Origin of the sequence: Halorubrum halophilum, from assembly GCF_000739595.1 — an archaeon.
GTDB lineage: Archaea > Halobacteriota > Halobacteria > Halobacteriales > Haloferacaceae > Halorubrum > Halorubrum halophilum.
This window is the reverse complement of record NZ_BBJP01000013.1, coordinates 169,623-187,911: the sequence shown is the minus strand read 5'-3', so window position 1 is coordinate 187,911 and position 18,289 is coordinate 169,623. Positions and strand designations below refer to the sequence as shown.

The 18,289-nt window shown below is 68.5% G+C and carries 17 protein-coding genes and 1 pseudogene; 12 read left to right on the top strand and 6 right to left on the bottom strand.

Translation table 11 applies throughout. The features are described from left to right. Positions 1 to 3: 3 nt before the first annotated feature. From ACP96_RS05315 to ACP96_RS05305, 3 genes are read left to right on the top strand one after another with little or no spacing between them, the layout of a single operon-like run. Entirely contained in the window at positions 4 to 954 is a 951-nt protein-coding gene (locus ACP96_RS05315; protein ID WP_050032513.1) for a substrate-binding domain-containing protein, read from the top strand. Positions 955 to 956: 2 nt separating this feature from the next. Continuing rightward, on the top strand, positions 957 to 1,673 hold the full coding sequence (locus tag ACP96_RS05310; RefSeq protein ID WP_152663323.1) for an ABC transporter permease: 717 nt from the start codon (positions 957 to 959) through the stop codon (positions 1,671 to 1,673). Next, positions 1,673 to 2,425: an amino acid ABC transporter ATP-binding protein gene (locus tag ACP96_RS05305; RefSeq protein ID WP_050032512.1), complete on the top strand. Its 753-nt coding sequence runs from the start codon at positions 1,673 to 1,675 to the stop codon at positions 2,423 to 2,425. The genes ACP96_RS05310 and ACP96_RS05305 overlap by 1 nt, the downstream gene beginning before the upstream one ends. A 741-nt stretch (positions 2,426 to 3,166) precedes the next feature. On the opposite strand, the gene ACP96_RS05300 is transcribed toward ACP96_RS05305, so the two are convergent. Beyond that, complete coding sequence (locus tag ACP96_RS05300) at positions 3,167 to 4,021, bottom strand: DUF7260 family protein (protein WP_050032511.1); 855 nt, start codon at positions 4,019 to 4,021, stop codon at positions 3,167 to 3,169. A gap of 155 nt (positions 4,022 to 4,176) precedes the next feature. On the opposite strand from ACP96_RS05300, the gene ACP96_RS05295 reads away from it, so the two are divergent. Together ACP96_RS05295 and ACP96_RS05290 are read left to right on the top strand one after the other, a co-directional pair. Next, positions 4,177 to 4,926: a competence/damage-inducible protein A gene (locus tag ACP96_RS05295; RefSeq protein WP_050032510.1), complete on the top strand. Its 750-nt coding sequence runs from the start codon at positions 4,177 to 4,179 to the stop codon at positions 4,924 to 4,926. A gap of 123 nt (positions 4,927 to 5,049) precedes the next feature. Then, positions 5,050 to 5,817, top strand: coding sequence for a DICT sensory domain-containing protein (locus ACP96_RS05290; RefSeq protein WP_050032509.1), 768 nt, complete (start codon positions 5,050 to 5,052; stop codon positions 5,815 to 5,817). A 40-nt stretch (positions 5,818 to 5,857) separates the two neighbouring features. Here the strand turns inward: ACP96_RS05290 and ACP96_RS05285 are convergent, their stop codons facing one another. Beyond that, entirely contained in the window at positions 5,858 to 7,150 is a 1,293-nt protein-coding gene (locus tag ACP96_RS05285; RefSeq protein WP_050032508.1) for an AGE family epimerase/isomerase, read from the bottom strand. Between the two features lie 301 nt (positions 7,151 to 7,451). On the opposite strand from ACP96_RS05285, the gene ACP96_RS05280 reads away from it, so the two are divergent. The 4 genes and pseudogenes from ACP96_RS05280 (at position 7,452) to ACP96_RS05265 (ending at position 11,591) form a co-directional block, all read left to right on the top strand. Then, positions 7,452 to 8,714: a 4Fe-4S ferredoxin N-terminal domain-containing protein gene (locus tag ACP96_RS05280; RefSeq protein WP_050032507.1), complete on the top strand. Its 1,263-nt coding sequence runs from the start codon at positions 7,452 to 7,454 to the stop codon at positions 8,712 to 8,714. After that, positions 8,711 to 10,035 (top strand): annotated as a pseudogene (gene nrfD / locus ACP96_RS19870) (NrfD/PsrC family molybdoenzyme membrane anchor subunit). The gene ACP96_RS05280 and the pseudogene nrfD overlap by 4 nt, the downstream one beginning before the upstream one ends. Then, a complete protein-coding gene (locus ACP96_RS05270) occupies positions 10,032 to 10,322 on the top strand; it encodes a hypothetical protein (RefSeq protein ID WP_050023952.1) in 291 nt (96 codons plus the stop codon). Before nrfD ends, ACP96_RS05270 begins: the two are co-directional and overlap by 4 nt. 117 nt (positions 10,323 to 10,439) lie before the next feature. Next, entirely contained in the window at positions 10,440 to 11,591 is a 1,152-nt protein-coding gene (locus ACP96_RS05265) for an Mrp/NBP35 family ATP-binding protein (protein ID WP_050032506.1), read from the top strand. Between the two features lie 47 nt (positions 11,592 to 11,638). On the opposite strand, the gene ACP96_RS05260 is transcribed toward ACP96_RS05265, so the two are convergent. Continuing rightward, entirely contained in the window at positions 11,639 to 12,496 is an 858-nt protein-coding gene (locus ACP96_RS05260) for a hypothetical protein (protein ID WP_050032505.1), read from the bottom strand. 189 nt (positions 12,497 to 12,685) lie between these two features. Here ACP96_RS05260 and ACP96_RS05255 point away from each other — a divergent pair, with 189 nt between their 5' ends. Next, on the top strand, positions 12,686 to 13,552 hold the full coding sequence (locus ACP96_RS05255; protein WP_237561615.1) for an alpha/beta fold hydrolase: 867 nt from the start codon (positions 12,686 to 12,688) through the stop codon (positions 13,550 to 13,552). Positions 13,553 to 13,600: 48 nt separating this feature from the next. After that, positions 13,601 to 14,254: a helix-turn-helix domain-containing protein gene (locus ACP96_RS05250; protein ID WP_050032503.1), complete on the top strand. Its 654-nt coding sequence runs from the start codon at positions 13,601 to 13,603 to the stop codon at positions 14,252 to 14,254. Positions 14,255 to 14,278: 24 nt separating this feature from the next. Here ACP96_RS05250 and ACP96_RS05245 read toward each other — a convergent pair whose 3' ends face one another. Then, a complete protein-coding gene (locus ACP96_RS05245; RefSeq protein WP_050023943.1) occupies positions 14,279 to 14,524 on the bottom strand; it encodes a hypothetical protein in 246 nt (81 codons plus the stop codon). Between the two features lie 149 nt (positions 14,525 to 14,673). Here ACP96_RS05245 and ACP96_RS05240 point away from each other — a divergent pair, with 149 nt between their 5' ends. Next, a complete protein-coding gene (locus ACP96_RS05240) occupies positions 14,674 to 16,041 on the top strand; it encodes an MFS transporter (protein WP_050032502.1) in 1,368 nt (455 codons plus the stop codon). A 529-nt stretch (positions 16,042 to 16,570) separates the two neighbouring features. Here ACP96_RS05240 and ACP96_RS05235 read toward each other — a convergent pair. Continuing rightward, positions 16,571 to 17,488: a DUF106 domain-containing protein gene (locus ACP96_RS05235; protein WP_050023940.1), complete on the bottom strand. Its 918-nt coding sequence runs from the start codon at positions 17,486 to 17,488 to the stop codon at positions 16,571 to 16,573. A gap of 110 nt (positions 17,489 to 17,598) precedes the next feature. Beyond that, positions 17,599 to 18,222 carry an adenylate kinase gene (locus ACP96_RS05230; protein ID WP_050023938.1) on the bottom strand — a complete coding sequence of 208 codons (624 nt, stop codon included), beginning with the start codon at positions 18,220 to 18,222 and terminating at the stop codon, positions 17,599 to 17,601. Between the last annotated feature and the right edge of the window lie 67 nt (positions 18,223 to 18,289).

The window sequence follows — 18,289 nt, the reverse complement described above, 5'->3', positions numbered from 1 at the left end:
TCTATGCCGATACATCGACGGCGGTTCCTCACCGCACTCGGTGCGGGCGCGGTCGCGAGCACCGCTGGCTGCGCTCGGCTCGTCGGCGGCGGTGGCGAGGGCGGCAGCGGCGGCAGCGACGACCGGCCCGCAGTGGCCGGCGAGACGCTCACGCTCACGACGACGACGAGCACCTACGACACGGGGATGCTCGACGAGATCCACACCGACTTCGAGGAGATGTACGGCGTCACTGTGGACGCCGTCGCGCAGGGGACCGGCGCGGCCCTGGAGTCGGCCCGCAACGGCGACAGCGACGTGGTGATGGTCCACGCCCGCGGGCTCGAAGACGAGTTCCTGCGCAACGGGTACGGCGTCAACCGCCGCGATCTGATGTTCAACGACTTCGTGATCGTCGGATCCGAGAGCGATCCGGCCGGGATCCAGGGGATGAGTTCGGCGACGGAGGCGCTCACCGCCATCGCGGACGCGGAGGCGTCGTTCGTCTCTCGCGGCGACAACTCCGGGACCCACACCAAGGAGCTCAATCTCTGGGAGGCCGCGGGCACCGAGCCCGGCGGCGACTGGTACCAAGAGACCGGCTCCGGCATGGGCGAAGCGCTGAACATCGCGAACCAGCAGGGCGCCTACACGCTCTCGGACCGCGGAACCTTTATCTCCCAGCGCTCGGAGATCGACCTCACGATCCTCGTGCAGGGACCGATCGAGGACGGCCCGGAGATCCTCGCGAACCCGTACGGGATCATGGCTGTCAATCCCGGCGTCCACGACAACGCCAACTACGACCTCGCGATGGCGTACATCGGGTGGATCACGAGTCCCGGCACCCAGGACGCCATCTCCGACTACCAGATGAACGGGGAACAGCTGTTCTTCCCCGAGGCCGTCTCCGAGGACCCCGACTTCCAGCAGTACGTTCCGGAAGGTTGGAGTAGCGACTCGTCCGACGAGTGAGCGTGCCGATCGAACCAGTCGTCGGCCTGCTGCCCGGACTCCTCGACCTCCCGTTCAGGGACGGCTACGTCTCCAGTGTCATCTACGTCTCGCTGTACGTGAGCCTCACTGCCGTGGCGCTGAGCACGCTGTTCAGCGTTCCGGTCGCCGTTCTGATCGGGTTCTCCGAGTTCCCGGGGAAGGGGTTCGTGAAGTCCGTCGTCAACACCGGGATGGGGTTCCCGAGCGTGGTCGTCGGCCTCGTCGTGCTGTTCGCGGTCTCGAACCAGGGGCCGCTCGGCTCGCTGAACCTCGTCTTCACCAGAGAGGCGATGATCATGTCGCAGTTCGTCCTCGCGACGCCGCCGATCACGGCGATCAGCCTCGCGGCCGTCTCCGGGGTCGACGACGGCGTCCGCGACGCCGCGCGCGCGCTCGGTGGCACGCGCCTCGACGCTGCCCTCGTCGTCCTGAAAGAGGCGCGCTACGGGATCGCCACCGCGATCCTCGCCGGTTTCGGCCGGGCGATAAGCGAGGTCGGCTCCGTGCTCATCGTCGGCGGCAACATCACAGGAGCCGACGGGATCTCGAAGACGCGGACGCTGACGACTGCGATCCAACTCGAGGCCCGTCAGGGACAGTACGAGACGGCGATGATCCTCGGCGCGGTCCTCGTCGTGCTCGTGTTGACCGTCAACGCCGTGGTCGTGCACTTCGGCGACGGAGGGGTGAATCGCTGATGCTCCGGGCGACCGCCGTCTCGCAGTCGTTCGGCGGCGAGCGGGTGTTCGACGACCTCTCCGTCGCGGTGGACGCCGGCGAGGTCCTCGGCGTCATCGGGCCCTCCGGCGTCGGCAAGACGACGCTGCTCCGGACGCTTGCGCTCTCGCTCGAACCGAACTCGGGGACCGTTGCGCTCGGCGACACGGACGCGTGGGCCGTCGACGAGTCCGAGCGGCTCACCCTGCGGCGCCGGGTCGGGATGGTGTTTCAGGAGGCGAGCCTCTTCGACGCCTCCGTGGGCCGCAACGTCGAGTACGGGCTCCGCGTTCGGAGCCCGTGGAGCGACCGGATCGCCGCGGCGCTGGGGCTCGCCGACACACCCGACGCGGTTCGCGAATCGCTCGGCGTCGTCGGGCTGACCGACAAGGCGACCCAGCACGCCGACTCGCTGTCGGGCGGAGAGGCGCAGCGCGTGTCGTTCGCCCGCGCGCTGGCGTACGATCCGGACGTGCTGCTGTTGGACGAGCCCACCTCCGACCTCGATCCGCGGAACACCGCCGTCATCGAGGACGCCGTCGAGGAGGCCCGGAGCCGCGGTATCGGCGTCGTCGTGGCGACCCACGACATGCATCAGGCGGAGCGCGTCGCGGACCGCGTCGCGGTGCTGCTCGACGACGGCGTCACGGAGGTCGGCCCGACGGAGCGTATCTTCGAGAACCCGTCCGACGAACGCACCCGGAAGTTCATCTCGGGCGAACTGGTGTACTGACGCGCATCGAGGAGAGGCGGAAAACGGCCGGAATCCGGTGCTGATCGCGCTCTGGCGCCGATTCAGTTCTATTGAGATCGTGATCGCATACTCTGGCTTGCCGTGATCAGTATAGGCGCAGTGGCAAGCGATTACGGGAGTAGGTATATTGAGACAGTGGAGTAGTTGTTTTATACGTGATCGAGTGGTGTTGCTGTCGGTTGTTTATAAGTGGCAGACGGCTCTGCGGTGAACACTTCCAAAGCCCCAGCCGGCGAGGCGGGCGCACGCTCGTTGCGCTCCTCACTCGCTCGCTACCGCTCCCTCGTTGCGGTGCTTGCGTCGTCATCAGAACGCTTTGCGTTCTGATTGGCTCACGAGAGCTCCGCTCTCGTGAACGCCTGCGCCCGCCTCGCCGGCTGCCCCTTTGAGTCCCGCCCCACAACCGCACCGCACCTCATACCTCCCCAGCCTCGTCGCCGGACTACGTCCGGCTGCAAGCGAGAGCTTCGCTCTCGCCCTGTCGCTGGCGCCGTCGGCGCCAGCAACTCCCTCGCGCGGCGCTGTTCGCGCCCAAAGGGCGCTCACAGGCGCGCGCCGACCGCCTCATTGATTTATAAGCGATCGTTGCGGTCGCTCATGGCTATATAAATACTGAATCGCCACCGACAATCTGCAACACTACTCTCGATATCAACCGTTGCCGCGTCTGCACTAACCGGATCAGATCATCTCTCCCGCGGAGAATTTCGACAGAACCGATCAGCTCGCGTCGGCCATCGCGCGCTCGATCCGGCGCTTCAGGTCGCCGAGTCGGTCGCCGACCGCGCCGACCGTCGCCAGCACGGGATACGTCGCGTCGAGGTCTTGGTAGAGGTACGTCGGAATGTCGAGATCACCGTCGAGCGCGAGGTCGCGCTCGTGGGACGCGAGCTCCCGCTGGCGGCGCGCGGCGATTCGGTCGCAGTCGTCGATCAGGGCCTCGGTCCGGGCGCGGTACGCGTCGAGCGTCCCGAATCCGTCCTCAGAGAGGTCCGTCCGCGCGGTCGACGCGACCTCGCTTCGGATCGGGGCGAGCCGCGAAGCGGCCCGGTCGACCGACTCCGTCTCCGACCGAACCGTCTCGGCGAACCGCTCGCGCTCCTCGATAGCGGTCTCGATCGCGTCGAGCAGGGAGCGCTTGCACTCGGCATGGAATCGTGACTCCCGGGTGAGCGTGTAGGCGAGTTCGGGACTGAATTCCTCGGCGACGCTCCGTTCGTAGGTGTCGTCGTACTCGACCTCGTAGTGCGGGACGGACATCACCGTCTCTTGATACGCATTCCTCACCGCGACGAGGCCCGACCCGGCCGGCGGCCCCGAGCCGGAGGATCCGGGGGATCCGGGAGTTCCGATCGCTCCGGATGCCCCTGTGCCCCCGATAGGTCCGCCGCCGGTGGCCGGTCCCGCGCCGCCGTCGGTTCGGATCGGTTCCGACGGGACGGACGCGACGCGCCCGCGGAACGCGCGGAACGCCTCGCGCTCGTCGGCGACGCGTCGTCGCTCGACCCGGAGCGACTCCCGCGCGTCGTCCAGCAGCTCCGGGCCCCCGTCCGTCGGGTTGATCGTCGTTGCCATACCGCACCCGTCGCGCACAGCCCCCGTAAACGCTTATAATAGGGGTACGCGGCGCACGAGACCGGTACTGTGGGCTCAATAGATATCCGGAGGCGAGCCGGGGCGTGGGGTGCGACGGGAAACGCACATCCGTGCGCCGCCCCTACGGTCGGGCGATGGAGGTCGCGCTGCTCACGGTCGGCGACGAACTGCTCGCGGGGGACACGGTGAACACGAACGCCAACTGGCTCGCCGCGGAGCTGAGCGACCGCGGCGTCGCCGTGACACGGATCCTCTCGGTGCCGGACGACCGCGCCGTCATCGCGGAGCGCGTCGGGGCGTACGCCGACGCGTTCGACGCCGTGATCGTCACGGGCGGGATCGGCGGGACCCCGGACGACGTGACGATGGAGGCGGTCGCCGACGCGTTCGACCGCGAGCTGGCCCCGACCGATCTGACGCGCGAGGCGGTCGAGCGCCGGCTGGCCGAGATCCGCGAGCGACTCCCCGACAGCGACGTCGACGTGGACGTCGACGCCGAGGCCGCGATTCCGACCGGGAGCCGCGCGCTCTTAAACGACCCCGGGCTCGCGCCGGGGTGCGTGATCGAGGGCGTCTACGTCATGCCGGGGATCCCCGAGGAGCTGAAGGCGATGTTCGAATCGGTCGCCGACGAGTTCGCGGGCGACCGGCGCTCGCGGTTCCTCTACACCGTCGAGCCCGAGTCGGACATCATCCCCGCGCTGGAGGCGGCGGGCGAGCGCTTCGACGTCGCCGTCGGCTGTTACCCCGACCGCGAGGCGGAGCACAACCGCCTGAAGGTGACCGCGACCGACGAGAACGCGCTCGACGAGGCGACCGCGTGGCTGCTGGCAAACGTGAACGCCAGCGAGACGCCGGTCCGGCGCGACTGGGGCGGTGAGTGACCGTGCGGGATTTATAACTCTCGCCGCCGCTACGTTCACTCGAACGGTGTTGGGACCCACCATGTCGAGGACGCACGCCTCCGAATCGAGCGGAGCCACAGAGACCGCGGTGAGCACACGGCGATGACGGACTCGTTGCGCGGGTTCTTCGACGAGATCGACGCCCCGAGCCGGTCGCTCGTGGTCGTCAACCGGACCGAGCCGGAGCCGGTTCGGAACCTGCTCGACTCGCTGCTCGAGGACCAGTCGGTCACGATCAGCGAGCGCGATCTGCCGGACACCGACGCGGACGTCGTCCTCCTCGTCGAGGACGGCGAGGTGGTCGCCCGCTCCACGCTCGACGAGCTGCTCGAATCGGTCCTCCTCATCAACTCCGATCTGTACAAGACCGGCACGATCGACCTCGACGAGGTCTCGCTCCCGGACGTGCTCTCCGGGCTCGATGAAGTCCCCTTCCGGCTCCGCGGCTACCCCCACTCGAACAAGGAGAAACTGCTGTTGATCGTCGTCTCCCGCGTCATTGAACGGATCGCGGCCGAGGTGGGCGGCGGGACGCTCCGAGCCTCCTTCCAGCGCCTCTCCCGGCTGCGGGACGAACGGGGGACCCACGAGGTGTACGAGGCCGTCGGCAACAGCGGCGTCGACGTCCACGTCTACGGGGTCGGCGACGCGGACCCGTCGTCGTCGCTTCCGGTGACGGTCCACCAGGGGCGGTCGTACCCCTACCGGCGGTCGTGGTTCGTCGTCTTCACGCCGCCGGAGGAGGCGGATGCCGGCCGCCACGCCGCGCTCGTCGCCCTCGAAGACGAGCCGAACGTGTGGGACGGGTTCTGGACGTTCCGCCCAGCGCTGGTCGATCGGATCGACCGACACATCGCGACGGCGCTTTGAGGGGGTGACCGAGCCGTCGAGCCGGCGTCACCTCGCCGCCTCACGCGTCCGGTAGTTCCCCTTGCGCCGAGCGCCACCCCTCGAAGAAGGCGCCGGCCGGGTGGTAGTCGGGCTCGACGCCCGGCGGCTCGGGCGCGACGCGGTCGCCGTCGGCGTCCGCGGGCAGGCGCTTCTCGTACCAGACGCCAGCCGGGCCGCGGAACAGGTCGGTCCGAACGAGGAACCGCCGGTGCCAGTTCCGGAATCGGTCGGCCTCGTCGGCGTCGCCGCGGGCCGCCGCGCGCTCGGCGAGCGCCGCGGACGCGCCGATCCCCTCCGCGAGCGCCCAGCCGTAGCGGTCCTCGACGATCGGCGACCCGTCGGCCGCGTGGGTGTACACGAACCCGTTCTCCGACCACCCGTGGTCGACGGCGGCGTCGAACAGCTCGCTGGCGCGGACGTACCAGTCGGTCGTCGCCGTCGAACTCTCGCTCACTCCGCCCCCATCCTCCTCACTCTCTCCGTTCCCGTCCTCCTCGTCCACTCCGGCCTCGTACCGATCGAGCAGCGCGAGCAGCTTCGCCCACTCCGCGTGGTGACCCGGCTGGTACCCCGGCGGTCGAAACTGGTGGCGCGGCTCGTCCTCGTTGTACGCGAAATCGTGGTCCCAGTCGGCGGTGTAGTGCTCCCACAGCAGGCCGTTCGTTTTCGCGGCGAGATCGACCGTGATCGCCCCGGCGATGTGGCGCGCGCGGTCGAGATACGCCGAATCGCCCGTCGCCTCGTAGGCGGCGAGAAACGCCTCGCAGGCGTGCATGTTCGCGTTCTGGCCGCGGTACGGCTCCCGCTCGGTCCAGTCGGCGTCGCAGTCGCTCCGGAGGAGCCCCCGGTCGTCGCGGAATCGGTCGTCGATCAGCTTGCGGGTCGCGTCGAGGTCGCGTTCGGCGCCCTCGATCCCGGCGTCGACAGCGCGGGCGTACGCCAGCAGCACGAACGCGTGGCCGTACGCCGACCGCGTCCGGTCGACCGGTTCGCCGTCCGCGTCGACGACGAGATGGTACCCGCCGTCGTCGGCGCGGTGCGCCTCCCGAAGGAACCGCAGGCCGTGCTCGGCGGCGTCGAGACACCAGTCGGGGCCGTCGGCGAGCGCGCCGGTCGCGAAGTTGGCGACCGATCGACAGGTCGCGACGAGGTGCCGCCGGTCCCCCGGGTACGGGTCCCCGGTCGTCGGGTGAAGCAGGCGGTAGCCGTGCTCGGCCAGCGCGTCGGGGTACTGCACGCGCAGGACCGAGAGCAGTCGCGCCCGGTTCGATCGCGCTCGCGTTTCGACCGCCTCGCGCGAGGTCTCGTTCATCGACGGCCGATTGGGCCGCCACCGGGTAAAGCCGGTGCGTCCCGCCCGGCGTTTATCACCACCTTGGCGAACTCGTTCGGGCGCCTTCTCAACAGATTGGAACGCGAATCACGATTCACGGGGCTGGTCCCGTGGGATCGGCACGGGGTCGTCACGCCGTGTCCGCCGCCAGACGAAGCCCGCGAACACCGACACCCGTTGCGGTCGGGAGCGGCGGCGCGGGGTCGACACCGGTCCCTCCGCTGAGAGCAGGGGCCACAGCCGGAGGCTGACACAACCACGATCACCAGAACACAAGCTTATGAGCACAGACGAGTCACCACCATCCGGAGACGACGAGGAACGGAACAGGCGTCTCCTCGACGAGACGGAGTACGACACGGAGCTCGGCTTAGAGATGGGTCGCGACGCCCAGCGCGTGTCGGCCGGCGAGCTCTCCGAACTCGAGTTCTACCGGCGGTACCACGACCGGATCGTCGAGGAGTTCGACATCGACGACCGGGAGATCGACCTCCCGGACCCCGACGAGGCCGACCCGGACGACGTGGGGTTCCTCGATCGGATCGGCTCCGCCTTGGAGGGGATCGATCCCGACAGCGACGAATCTCGGCGCTCGGTGATGAAGAAGGGCGCCGCGGCGGCCGGCGCGATGGGACTCGCCGGCTGGGGAACCGCGCAGAACGCCGCGGGCCAGGGCGACGGAGGGGGAGGCGGCGCCGGGGCCGGCGGCGACGAGGGCGAGGGCACCCGTTGGGGGATGACGATCAACCTCAACAACTGCGACGGGTGTCTCGCCTGCATGGTCGCGTGCAACCAGGAGCACAACCTCTCGCGCGGGGCCAACTGGATGTACGTCTTCGCCTTCGAGGACGAGGGGCAGGGCGACGAGACCAACTTCCTCCCGCGCACCTGTCAACACTGCACGGACTCCCCCTGTACGAAGGTGTGTCCCGTGGGCGCCCGCCACACCCGAGAGGAGGACGGGCTGGTGCTCACCGACTACGACATCTGTATCGGCTGCCGGTACTGCGAGGTGTCGTGTCCGTACGGCGTCAACTACTTCCAGTGGGGCGAGCCCGACGTGCCGGAGTCCGAGGTCGACGACGACCACCAGATCGACGACCGCGGCCGGTGGGTCGGCTCCCGGCCGCCCGAGGGCGTCATGGGCAAGTGCACGTTCTGCGTCGACCGACAGGACGGCCAGATGGGCGAAGAGAAGATCGGTACTACCGCCTGCGAGGAGGCGTGTACGATGGACGCCGTCCACTTCGGCGACCTCAACGACCCGGAGAGCCCGCCGAACCAGCACCTCAACGAGTACCGGGACGGGCAGGAGAACGACCTCTCGGAGTACCCCAACCGCAAGGGGCACACGGCCTCGACGTTCAAGCTGATGGAGGAGCGCGGCACCGAGCCGAACGTCCGGTTCATCGGCAACGAGCCGTCGCCGCACGCCGAACAGGTGGAGGGTCCCGTCGCCTACGAGGACGTGGGGCTCACCGACAACCGGAAGGAGGTGCTCGACGAGGGGGCGTCCGCGACCCAAGGAGGTGAGAGCGCGTGAGCGTCGACGTGACGGGCGTCGACCGCGACACGCTCGTTCGGCCGATCCAGTCGTTCTCCAAGCGCTACCTCGCCGCGCTGGCGGTGGGGCTCGGCCTGATCGGCGTGTGGCTGGCGTTCTACCTCCAGCAGCTCCAACACGGGCTGATCGTCACCAACCTCTCCGACTGGGGCTCCGGCGGCGGCGTGCCGTGGGGGCTGTACATCGGCGCGTTCATCTGGTGGGTTGGCATCGCTCACGGCGGAATCATCCTGTCGGCGGCGGTCCGCCTGCTGGGGATGGATACCTACCAGCCGGTCGCGCGACTGGCCGAGCTGTTGACCATCGCGGCGCTGACCTGCGCCGGACTCTTCATCCTCATCCACGTCGGTCGCCCCGACCGGCTGGTGACGAGCGTGATCCCGGCGTGGCCAACCCGCGTCCAGTGGTCGCCGCTGATGTGGGACGTGACCGTCATCACGGCGTACTTCGTGCTGACCGCGACGTACCTCGCGTTGACGATCCGCTACGACATCCACCGGCTCCGCGACCGGCTGCCGAGCCTGCTCGATCCGCTGTACAACGTGCTGATGATCGGCTACTCCGAGACGGAGGACGAGATCGTCGAGCGGATGGTCTGGTGGATCGCGTTCGCGATCATCATCATGGCGCCGCTGCTGCTCCACGGGGGGTGATCCCGTGGCTGTTCGCGCTGCTGCCCTCGATGGCCGGCTGGGCCGGCGGGGTCCAGGGGCCGTCGTTCCTCTCCATCGCGCTGACCTCCGCGGTCAGCGGGATCATCATCATCGCGGCGGCGTTCCGGTACGCGTACGGCTGGGAGGAGCTCATCCCTGACGCGGTGTTCCAGGGACTGAGCCAGTGGCTCGGCTTCTTCAGCCTCATCTTCCTGTGGCTGCAGCTCCAGCAGGTGATCACCGGGATCTTCGCCGCGCCGACGACGCTGCAGCACGCGACCGAGGTGAAGATCTCGACGCCGCTGTACTTGGTCGCGATCGGGCTCGTCGCGCTCGCCATGCTGTACGCGTTCGCGACGTCGCTGCGCCCGGACCTGTTTGACATTCGGACGATGGTCGCCCTCTCCGTGGGCGTGCTCGCCGGCACCCTCGCCGAGAAGGTGCTGTTCGTCGTTGAGGGGCTCCAGCACGCGCACTTCGCCCTGTACGACGGGGTTCCCGGTGCGTACGTCCCCTCGCCCACCGAGCTGTCGGCGCTGCTCGGGACGATCGGGATCGTCGTGCTGTTCTTCCTCGTCGTCTCGAAGGTGATCCCCGTCGTCGAGCTGCACGCGATCGAAGACGACCACGAGGAGGTGAACCCATGACGCTCGCACTGAACGCGCTCGCGGCGGCGTCGCTCGCGCTCGCCGCGTCCCCGGTCCCGCTCGCCGGCTCGCCGGAGTACACCCTGCCGTTCGTCGGCCCCGGGACGTACCTCATCTTCGGGATCGTGCTCGCGCCGGTGTACGCGATGGTCGCCGCGTGGTTCATCGGCGACCCGAGCGACCGCGCGAAGGGCCTGCTCGGAGTCGGGTACCTCGCCGGCCTGACGACGGTACTGTGGGGCGGGCTGTTCGTCGCGACGCTGGTCATCGGGGCGGTGTTCTTCTGAACGCCGCTCCCGCCCTGCAGGTGTATCGCCCGCCAACCAACCGCCGACCGCGAACCGCTGACTGACCGCCGACCGCGACACAGACACCCGATCGACCGCCGCCACCCCAACACCACCATGACCGACTCAGACACCGACACCGCGACCGAATCCGACCTGCTCGACCGACTCGCGACCGTCGAGGACCCGCGGAACGACGACGACATCGTCTCGATGGGCCTCGTGAACGACGTGACCGTCGACGGCGACGCCGCGGAGGTGTCGCTGGCGTTCAACGCCCCGTACGCGCCCGCCGAGATCGAGATCGGCAACGCGGTCCGCGACGCCGCCTCCGACGCCGGCCTCGACCCCGAGATCCGGGCGCAGTTCGGCGAGGAACACGGCTTCGAGGCCGACGTGCTGCCCGGCGTCCGCAACGTGATCGCCGTCGCCTCCGGGAAGGGCGGCGTCGGCAAGACCACCGTCGCGGCCAACCTCGCGGCGGGGCTCAAGGAGCGCGGCGCCCGCGTCGGAATCTTAGACGCCGACGTACACGGGCCGAACGTCCCGCGCCTGCTCCCGACCGAGAACGAGCCAGGCATGCTGCCCGAGGGCGACATCGTTCCGCCGCGCTCGGACGGAGTCATGGTGATGAGCACGGAGCACCTGCTGCCCGACGGCGATGACCCGGCCGTGCTCCGCGGGCCGATGGTGAACAACGTGATGATGAAGTTCATCAACGACGTCGAGTGGGGTCAGCTCGACTACCTGATCGTCGACCTCCCGCCGGGGACCGGCGACGCCTCGCTCAACCTGCTCCAGACCCTGCCGATCGCCGGCGTCGTCGTCGTCACGACGCCACAGGAGATGGCGGTGGCGGACGCGCGCAAGGGACTCCGACTGTTCGCGGACCACGACGCGCCCGTCCTCGGCGTCGTCGAGAACATGAGCGCGTTCCACTGTCCCGACTGCGGCGACACCCACCGGGTGTTCGGCGAGGGCGGCGCCGACGAGATCCACGCCGATTACGACGTGCCCGTGGTCGGGAGCCTCCCGGTCCACCCCGACTTTGACACGGAGACCGCCGACGGGCCGACGGTCCGCGACGACGACAGCCCGGTTCAGGCCGACCTCGAAGCGATGGTCGACGAGGTCGCCGACCGCGTCGGCGAGGTGAATCGCCGGCAGGTCGCGGAGCGCGTCGGCGAGTGGGAGGGCGACGACGACGGTGAGGGCGGGGACGAGGGAGAGGCCGCCGACCGCGTCCCCGCCGGAGCGGAGCCGGAGTGACCGGCGCCCCCTAGTCGGCGGACGCCCACCGACCGACCCGACCGCGCCTACCACTCGACGTAGGCGAGGTACTCCGCGCCCTCGTACTCCAGCAGCCACGTCCCGTAGAAGTCGTCCTCCCGGATCCCCTCGTGCTCTCGGATCCGCTCGACCACCGACTGGAAGGCGTCGTCGTCCTCGAAGTACGCGCCGTCGATCGACTCTTCGACGACCTCGCGCTCGGCGTCCGAGAGCCCCGAAAGGACGAATAGGTACCGGTCCCGGACCTGATCGGCGAACGTCTCCACGTCGGGTGCGACCTCGGTCGCCTCGTACCGATACTCGACTTCCGGCGCGGTGCGCGAGTCGACCGCGACGCGGTACCGCTCCCCCTCGTAGACGAGCACGTCGTACTCTCGCTCCGGAACGAACACCGAGCCGTTCCCGACCTCCTCGGCGCTCCCGTAGCTGGCGCCGATGTCGTAGCCGTCCCCCTGGGGCGGATCCGCCTCGGAGAGGATCGGTTCGAGTTTCCGCCGGTCCGTCTCCGGGAGGTCGTCGAACGCGATCTCGCCCAGTTCGGGTGTCGTGTCCTCCGGATCGAGGTCGACGAGCACCTCGTACACGGTCACCTCGCTGCTCGCGACCCGGGTCTCCGTGACCTCGTAGAACGCCCCGTCGACTCGAACGGTGTCGGTGCGGTCGAACAGCTCGTAGCGCCCGCGGCGCGTGGCCGACCCATTTTCGAGCGCCGACCTGACGAGTTCGTACTCCTCCGACTCGGGATCCGCGTTCATTGACACCTCGTCGGCGATGTCGTCCGCGGTCGCCTCGGTCAGATCGAGGACGACGGAGGGGTGGCCGCAGCCGGCGAGGGCGACCGAGAGGAGGGCGGTTCCGCCCGCGAGGAATCGACGTCGTCGCATGTCGTACCTGACAAGAAAACGGAAGGAAAGCGTTGCGGTTCCGTGGGACGTGGTAGCGCCCCAGGAAAGCCCAGGCGTCGATCAGAGCGCCGGTCGGTTGGTCCATTTAAAAACTGCCGGATGAGTCCGGCACTAATTCCACAGGGGGCGGACCCGTCTCTGGATACAATGACGGCGCAGGTTCCTCCGGTGTCGGAGCGATCGTCGGCGAGAGAGGACGTGCGGTTCGCAACGATGGAGGGAGACGACGACAGGCGGGTCGCGTACGCGGAATACGGGACTGAAACCGGATCACCGGTGGTGTTTCTCCACGGGACTCCTGGCTCGCGTCGGCTCGCGGAGCTGTTCGAGTCGTCGGCGCGGGACAACGGCGTCCGGCTGCTCGCACCCGACCGTCCCGGATACGGCCGATCGGACCCGTGGCCCGATCGGTCGATACGGGACGGCGATCAGACCGTCAGCACTGTGCTCGATCACGCCGGGATCGATACCGCGCGTCTCGTCGCGTTCTCGGGCGGTGCCCCGTATGCGTTCGCAGCCGCGACGACGCTACCGAGTCGGATCGATCGGCTGGACGTGGTCGCCGGAGCGACCCCGCCGGAGTACATCAACGATCCCCCCGCAGTACCGCGAATTCTGGGCCGGATCGGGTCGACAGCGCCTCCGGTGCTCGCCGCGCTGTTCCGCACCCAGCGGTGGGTCGCGGAGCGCCGCGACCCCTCGTTCGTCGTCGCGCAGTACACTACCGGGGATCCGACCGCCGCGGTGTCAGACCGCGCGGCCGAGATTGTTCGGGCGGACCTCCTCGAAGCCCTCGACCGACACCGCAGCGGCGCGGTGACCGAGTTCGGGCAGATCGCGAGCGACTGGAACGTCGACTTCGACGCGATCGACGCGCCGGTGCGGTTCTGGCACGGCGACGACGACGCGAACGTTCCGATCGAGTCGGTTCGGCGGTTCGAGGCGTCGCTCCCCGCCGCCCGTTTGGAGGTTCTCGACGGCGCGGACCACCTCGGGACGCTGCTTCGCTCCGTCCCCGCGATCCTCAGCGACTGAAACACGGGATTTGAAACGTCGACTCCCCGAAGGGCGTGCGACGGGAGAATGAAACGCGTCCAGTTCTCAGCGACGTATCCGGACCGGCTCGTGCATCCGTTACACCGGCGGGTGATCGAACCCGGGCCGGTCACCCGCGCCGAGCTGCTGACGTGGAGCCCCACGGCGGACGCGACGACGCTGTTCTGGTGTGACGCGGACGCGGACGCGACGGCGTCGGTCGTCCGAGGCGTCGACTCGCTCGTCGACAGCGAACTCGTTGAGGACGGCGAGGGGACGTACGCGTTCCTCCGGCAGGACGGCTACGAGTTCGCGCCGGCGGTGCTGGACGCGATCGCGGCCGCACGCGTGGTCTTCCTCCCGCCGGTCGTCTTTCTAGAGACCGGCGATGTGCGGTTCGAGGCGGTCGGGGAGACGGCGGCGCTCGGCGCGTTCCGAGAGTCGCTCGCCGACCTCCGCGACGTCGCCATCGAGCGGGTCCGCGAGTTCGAGCGGTCGGCGTCGCCGTCGCGGCTCACCGACCGACAGCGAGCCGCGCTGGAGGCGGCGGTCGAGGCGGGCTACTACGAGGTGCCCCGCGACGGGACGGTCGCGGACGTCGCCGCGGCCCTCGACTGCTCGACGAGCACGGCCGGCGAGCTGGTCCGGAAGGCCGAGGCCGCGGTGATCCGCGAATTCGTCGCGGCCGGAGAGCAGGACTGACGGATCGCTCGTCTCCTCCTCCGTTCATGTTCTGGTGAGACCCGCGTCGACCCGCGTGCGGGCGACCGCAGCGAGCCCGAGAGCGGCGAGGTCGACGACGAGCGCGGCGATCAAGCCGGCCTCGAACAGGACGCCGACCCCCAACAGGGTCACGCAGACGCCAACGACGACGGCGGCCGGGCCGGCGCCGCTCAGCGACCTGTACGCGGCGTATCCCACGGCGGCTTGGAGGGCGAACAGGACGATTCCGAACGGAGAGAAGGCAGGCATCGATCGCGCCTTCTCCGCCGTCGAATATATAACTCGGGTCGGTCCACTTCTCATTCCTCGCGTAAGCCTCGGGGACGGCGCGGGTGGGAACCTATTTGTCCGCGTGAGAAAACACCCACACGAATGTCGCGGCGTCGGTCTCTCCCACGATGAGCACGGATCAAGCCCCCACCGACCCGGAGGAAACGGGTCCGCTGGAGACGTTCCGGCAGTTCTTCGCGTTGGAGCGCGATGTGCTGGTGGTCTCGCTCGCGATGTTCGCGTTCAGCCTCGGTTTCCAGATGACGAGCCGGTTCCTCCCGGAGTACATGGTGGCGCTGGGGGCGTCCGGGTTCGTCGTCGGGCTGTTCGGCACCTTCGGCAACGTCATCTCCGCGCTGTACCCGTATCCGGGGGGTGCGATATCGGATCGCATCGGATCGCGGTACGCGCTGACTGTCTTCGGGTTGATCTCGACCGTCGGCTTCGCCGTCTGGCTGGTCGCCCCGAACGTCGGGGCGGTCACGGTCGCGGGCGTGACTATCGAGCCGTGGATCTGGGTCTTCGTCGGGCTCGTGCTCGCGCAGGCGTGGAAGTCGTTCGGCCTCGGCGCGACCTTCGCCGTGGTCAAGCAGGCGACGGACCCGTCCCGGCTGGCCGCCGGGTTCGCGAGCACGGAGACGTTCCGCCGCACCGCGTTCCTGATCGGGCCCGTCCTCGCCGCGGTCCTCATCGGGCTTCACCCGGCGTTCACCGTAAGCTTCCGATACGTGCTCGCGGTGGCGGTCGTCTTCGGCGTCGTCGGGACGCTCGCGCAACACGTCCTCTACGACGCGAGCGGCGATACCGTCGGCGGCGGGCGGTTCGAGGGCGTCGCCCAGATCCGGAACGACCTCCGCGAGATGCCGGCCCCGCTCCGGCCGCTGTTGATCGGCGACACGCTCGTCCGGTTCGCGAACGGGATGGTGTACGTCTTCTTCGTGCTCGTCGTCACGCGGATCTTCTCGGTCGGGCTGGAGACGACGGTCGCGGTCGGCGGGTTCTCCTACGCCGTGGATCTTTCGCCACAGGCCTTCTTCGGGTACCTGCTGGGCGTCGAGATGGTCGTCGCGCTGATCACGATGGTCCCCGCGGCGAAGCTGGCCGAGCGGGTCGGGCTCAAGCCGGTCGTCGCGCTCGGGTTCCTCGTGTACGGCGTGTTCCCGGTCGTCCTCGTCTTCGGCCCCGAGCTCCTCTCGCCGGTCGTCTCGACTCAGGCGGCGCTCGTCCTCTCCTTCGCCTTCTCCGGGCTCCGGTTCGCCGGGCTCCCCTCGCATAAGGCGCTGATCGTCGGGCCCGCCGAACGGGGCGCCGGCGGCCGGGTCACTGGGACCTACTACCTGCTCCGGAACACGATCGTCATCCCGAGCGCCGCGATCGGCGGGTACCTGTGGGACTTCGTGAGCCCGGAAGTCGCTTTTACGGTTGCCGCCGTGATCGGAATCGCCGGCACCGGCTACTTCCTCGTCTTCGGCGAGGAATTCGAGGCGTACGCGTGAGGTCGGTGAGCGTATCGATCGATGGCGGGAGTGGGTATTGCAGATCGATGGCGGCAAGAGAACATTTAAAAGGACATAAGCGACAGCGACGATCACTTATAAAGAACGGTGCGGTGGCGTGCGCCTGCGAGCGCCCTGATAAGGGCGCGAGCAGCCCGCACGAGGGAGTCGCTGGCGCCGACGGCGCCAGCGACGAGGCTGGGGAGGCGTGAGGTGCGGTGCTGTGCGGGTCGGGTGGGACTCAAAGGGGCAGCCGACGAGGCGGGCGCAGGCGACGTAAGGACCGCAGGGAGTGAGCGAAGCGAACGACTGAGGACCGCAACGAGCGTGCGCCCGCCTCGTCGGCTGGGGCTTTGGAGGTCTTCACCGCAGAGTCGTTGTTCGCTTATAAACAGCCGACAGCAACTCCACTCGATCGCTTATAAACACCCACACCCCCAACTCGATATACCCACTCCCGGAAGCAATCGGTCTTCGGCGTACTGACGCACCGGAGTGAGAGCAAAACTGTCGAACGAGGAAGAGCGGCTTACGACGACGACGGCGACATCTCGATGTTGAGGCTCTTCTGGACGAGCTGGGTGAACGCCATCGAGCACAGGAAGTACCAGACGATCCACATCTGGATCGGGCCGACGATGCCCGTGTCCCACGTGACGGTGCCGGCGAGCGGAACCACGAGTTCCTGTGTGGCGATGGCGGGGTACGCGGCGTCGGAGCCGCGGTAGCCGATCACCCAGAACATCCAGAGGAACGCCGGGATCGTGAGGAACATGATCCACACCATCGGGCGGAACTGCTCTTTGAACATCCCGAGCTGGTCGCCCATCGCGTCCATCTGCTCCTCCTGAATGGCGTCGAGCGCCTCTTGGTCGTCGCGCTCCTTCGCCTCCTTCCGCCGGTCCTGGATGTCCTTCATCCGGTCTTGGTACATGCTCATCTTGTCCATGTCCATGAGCCCCGCGCGCAACAGGGTCGAGTACAGCCCCGTCGCGAGCGCGATCACCATGACCACGACGTAGAAGGGAACGACGTTGAGAAGCGGCCCCAACACGAGGTCGAAGGCGCCGGCGATCGCGTTCCGAACCGGGTTGACCGCGTAGCCGACGAACGCGCCGAGCGTCGCGACCCCGGCGATCTTGTCCCACTTGGTCCACGAGGTCGTCTCGGGGGTCTCGACGTCGCCGCCGCCGGTCAGATCGCCGTCGTCGTCGTCCTCCAGCCCCGCCTCGATAGCGTCGCGGTCCGCCAGCGCGAAGCCGGTGTCGCCGTCGACGAGGATCTCCTTCTCGATAAGCCGGCCCCACTGGCCGCTCGTGATCTCGTCGCGGACGTCGACCCACTGGACCTCGCCGTCAGTGGCGTTATCGAGGACGACCTCGACCGCGTCTCGCATCTCGCCGTCGTCGCCGACCAGCGAGCGAACTCTCCGTTCGACCTTGCTCATTACCGCTCGGTTGTCGGCGGACGGTTAAGAACCTTGCAGGATCGCCGGCGACCGGATCGTCGCCGCGAGACCGGCGACGGCGACTCGGCCCCTGCTCGTCGGTCCGACCGTTACTCGTCGAGAACGCCGCGGATGCGGTCGAAGACCTCGTCGGGCGTCGCCTCGCCGTCGATCTCGACGAGGTCGCCCTCGTCGCGGAAGTGCTCGATGACGGGCTCGGTGTTGTCGTAGAACACCTCGAGCCGCTCGCGGGCGGTCTCCTCGGTGTCGTCGTCGCGCTGGATCAGCTCGCCGCCGCACTCGTCGCAGACGCCCGACTCCTCGGGCGGCTGGAAGTCGACGTGGAAGTTCGCGCCGCAGTCGTCGCAGACTCGGCGGCCGGTGAGCCGGTCGACGAGCACCTCCTCGTCGACGTCGAGGTAGATCACGGCGTCGAGATCCGTGATCTCCGAGAGGTACTCCGCCTGATCGAGGTTGCGCGGGTAGCCGTCGAGCACGAACCCGTCGGCGTCCGCCAGCGCGGCCTGGACGATTTCGTTGACGACCGGGTCGGGAACCAGCTCTCCGGCCTCCATGAACGAGCGCGGCGTTCCGTACTCCGTCTCCATGTCCTTGTTCGCGCGGAGCGCGTCGCCGGTGGTGACGTGCTCGACGCCGTACTCCTCGGCGAGCTTCGCGCTCTGCGTTCCCTTTCCGGCGCCCGGCGCTCCCAGCAGAAGAATTCGATGACTCATACCGGAGCGCTCGCCCGCCGCACATAAAGGCTTGAAGATCCCGGCCAACGCTACGAGATCGTCCGGA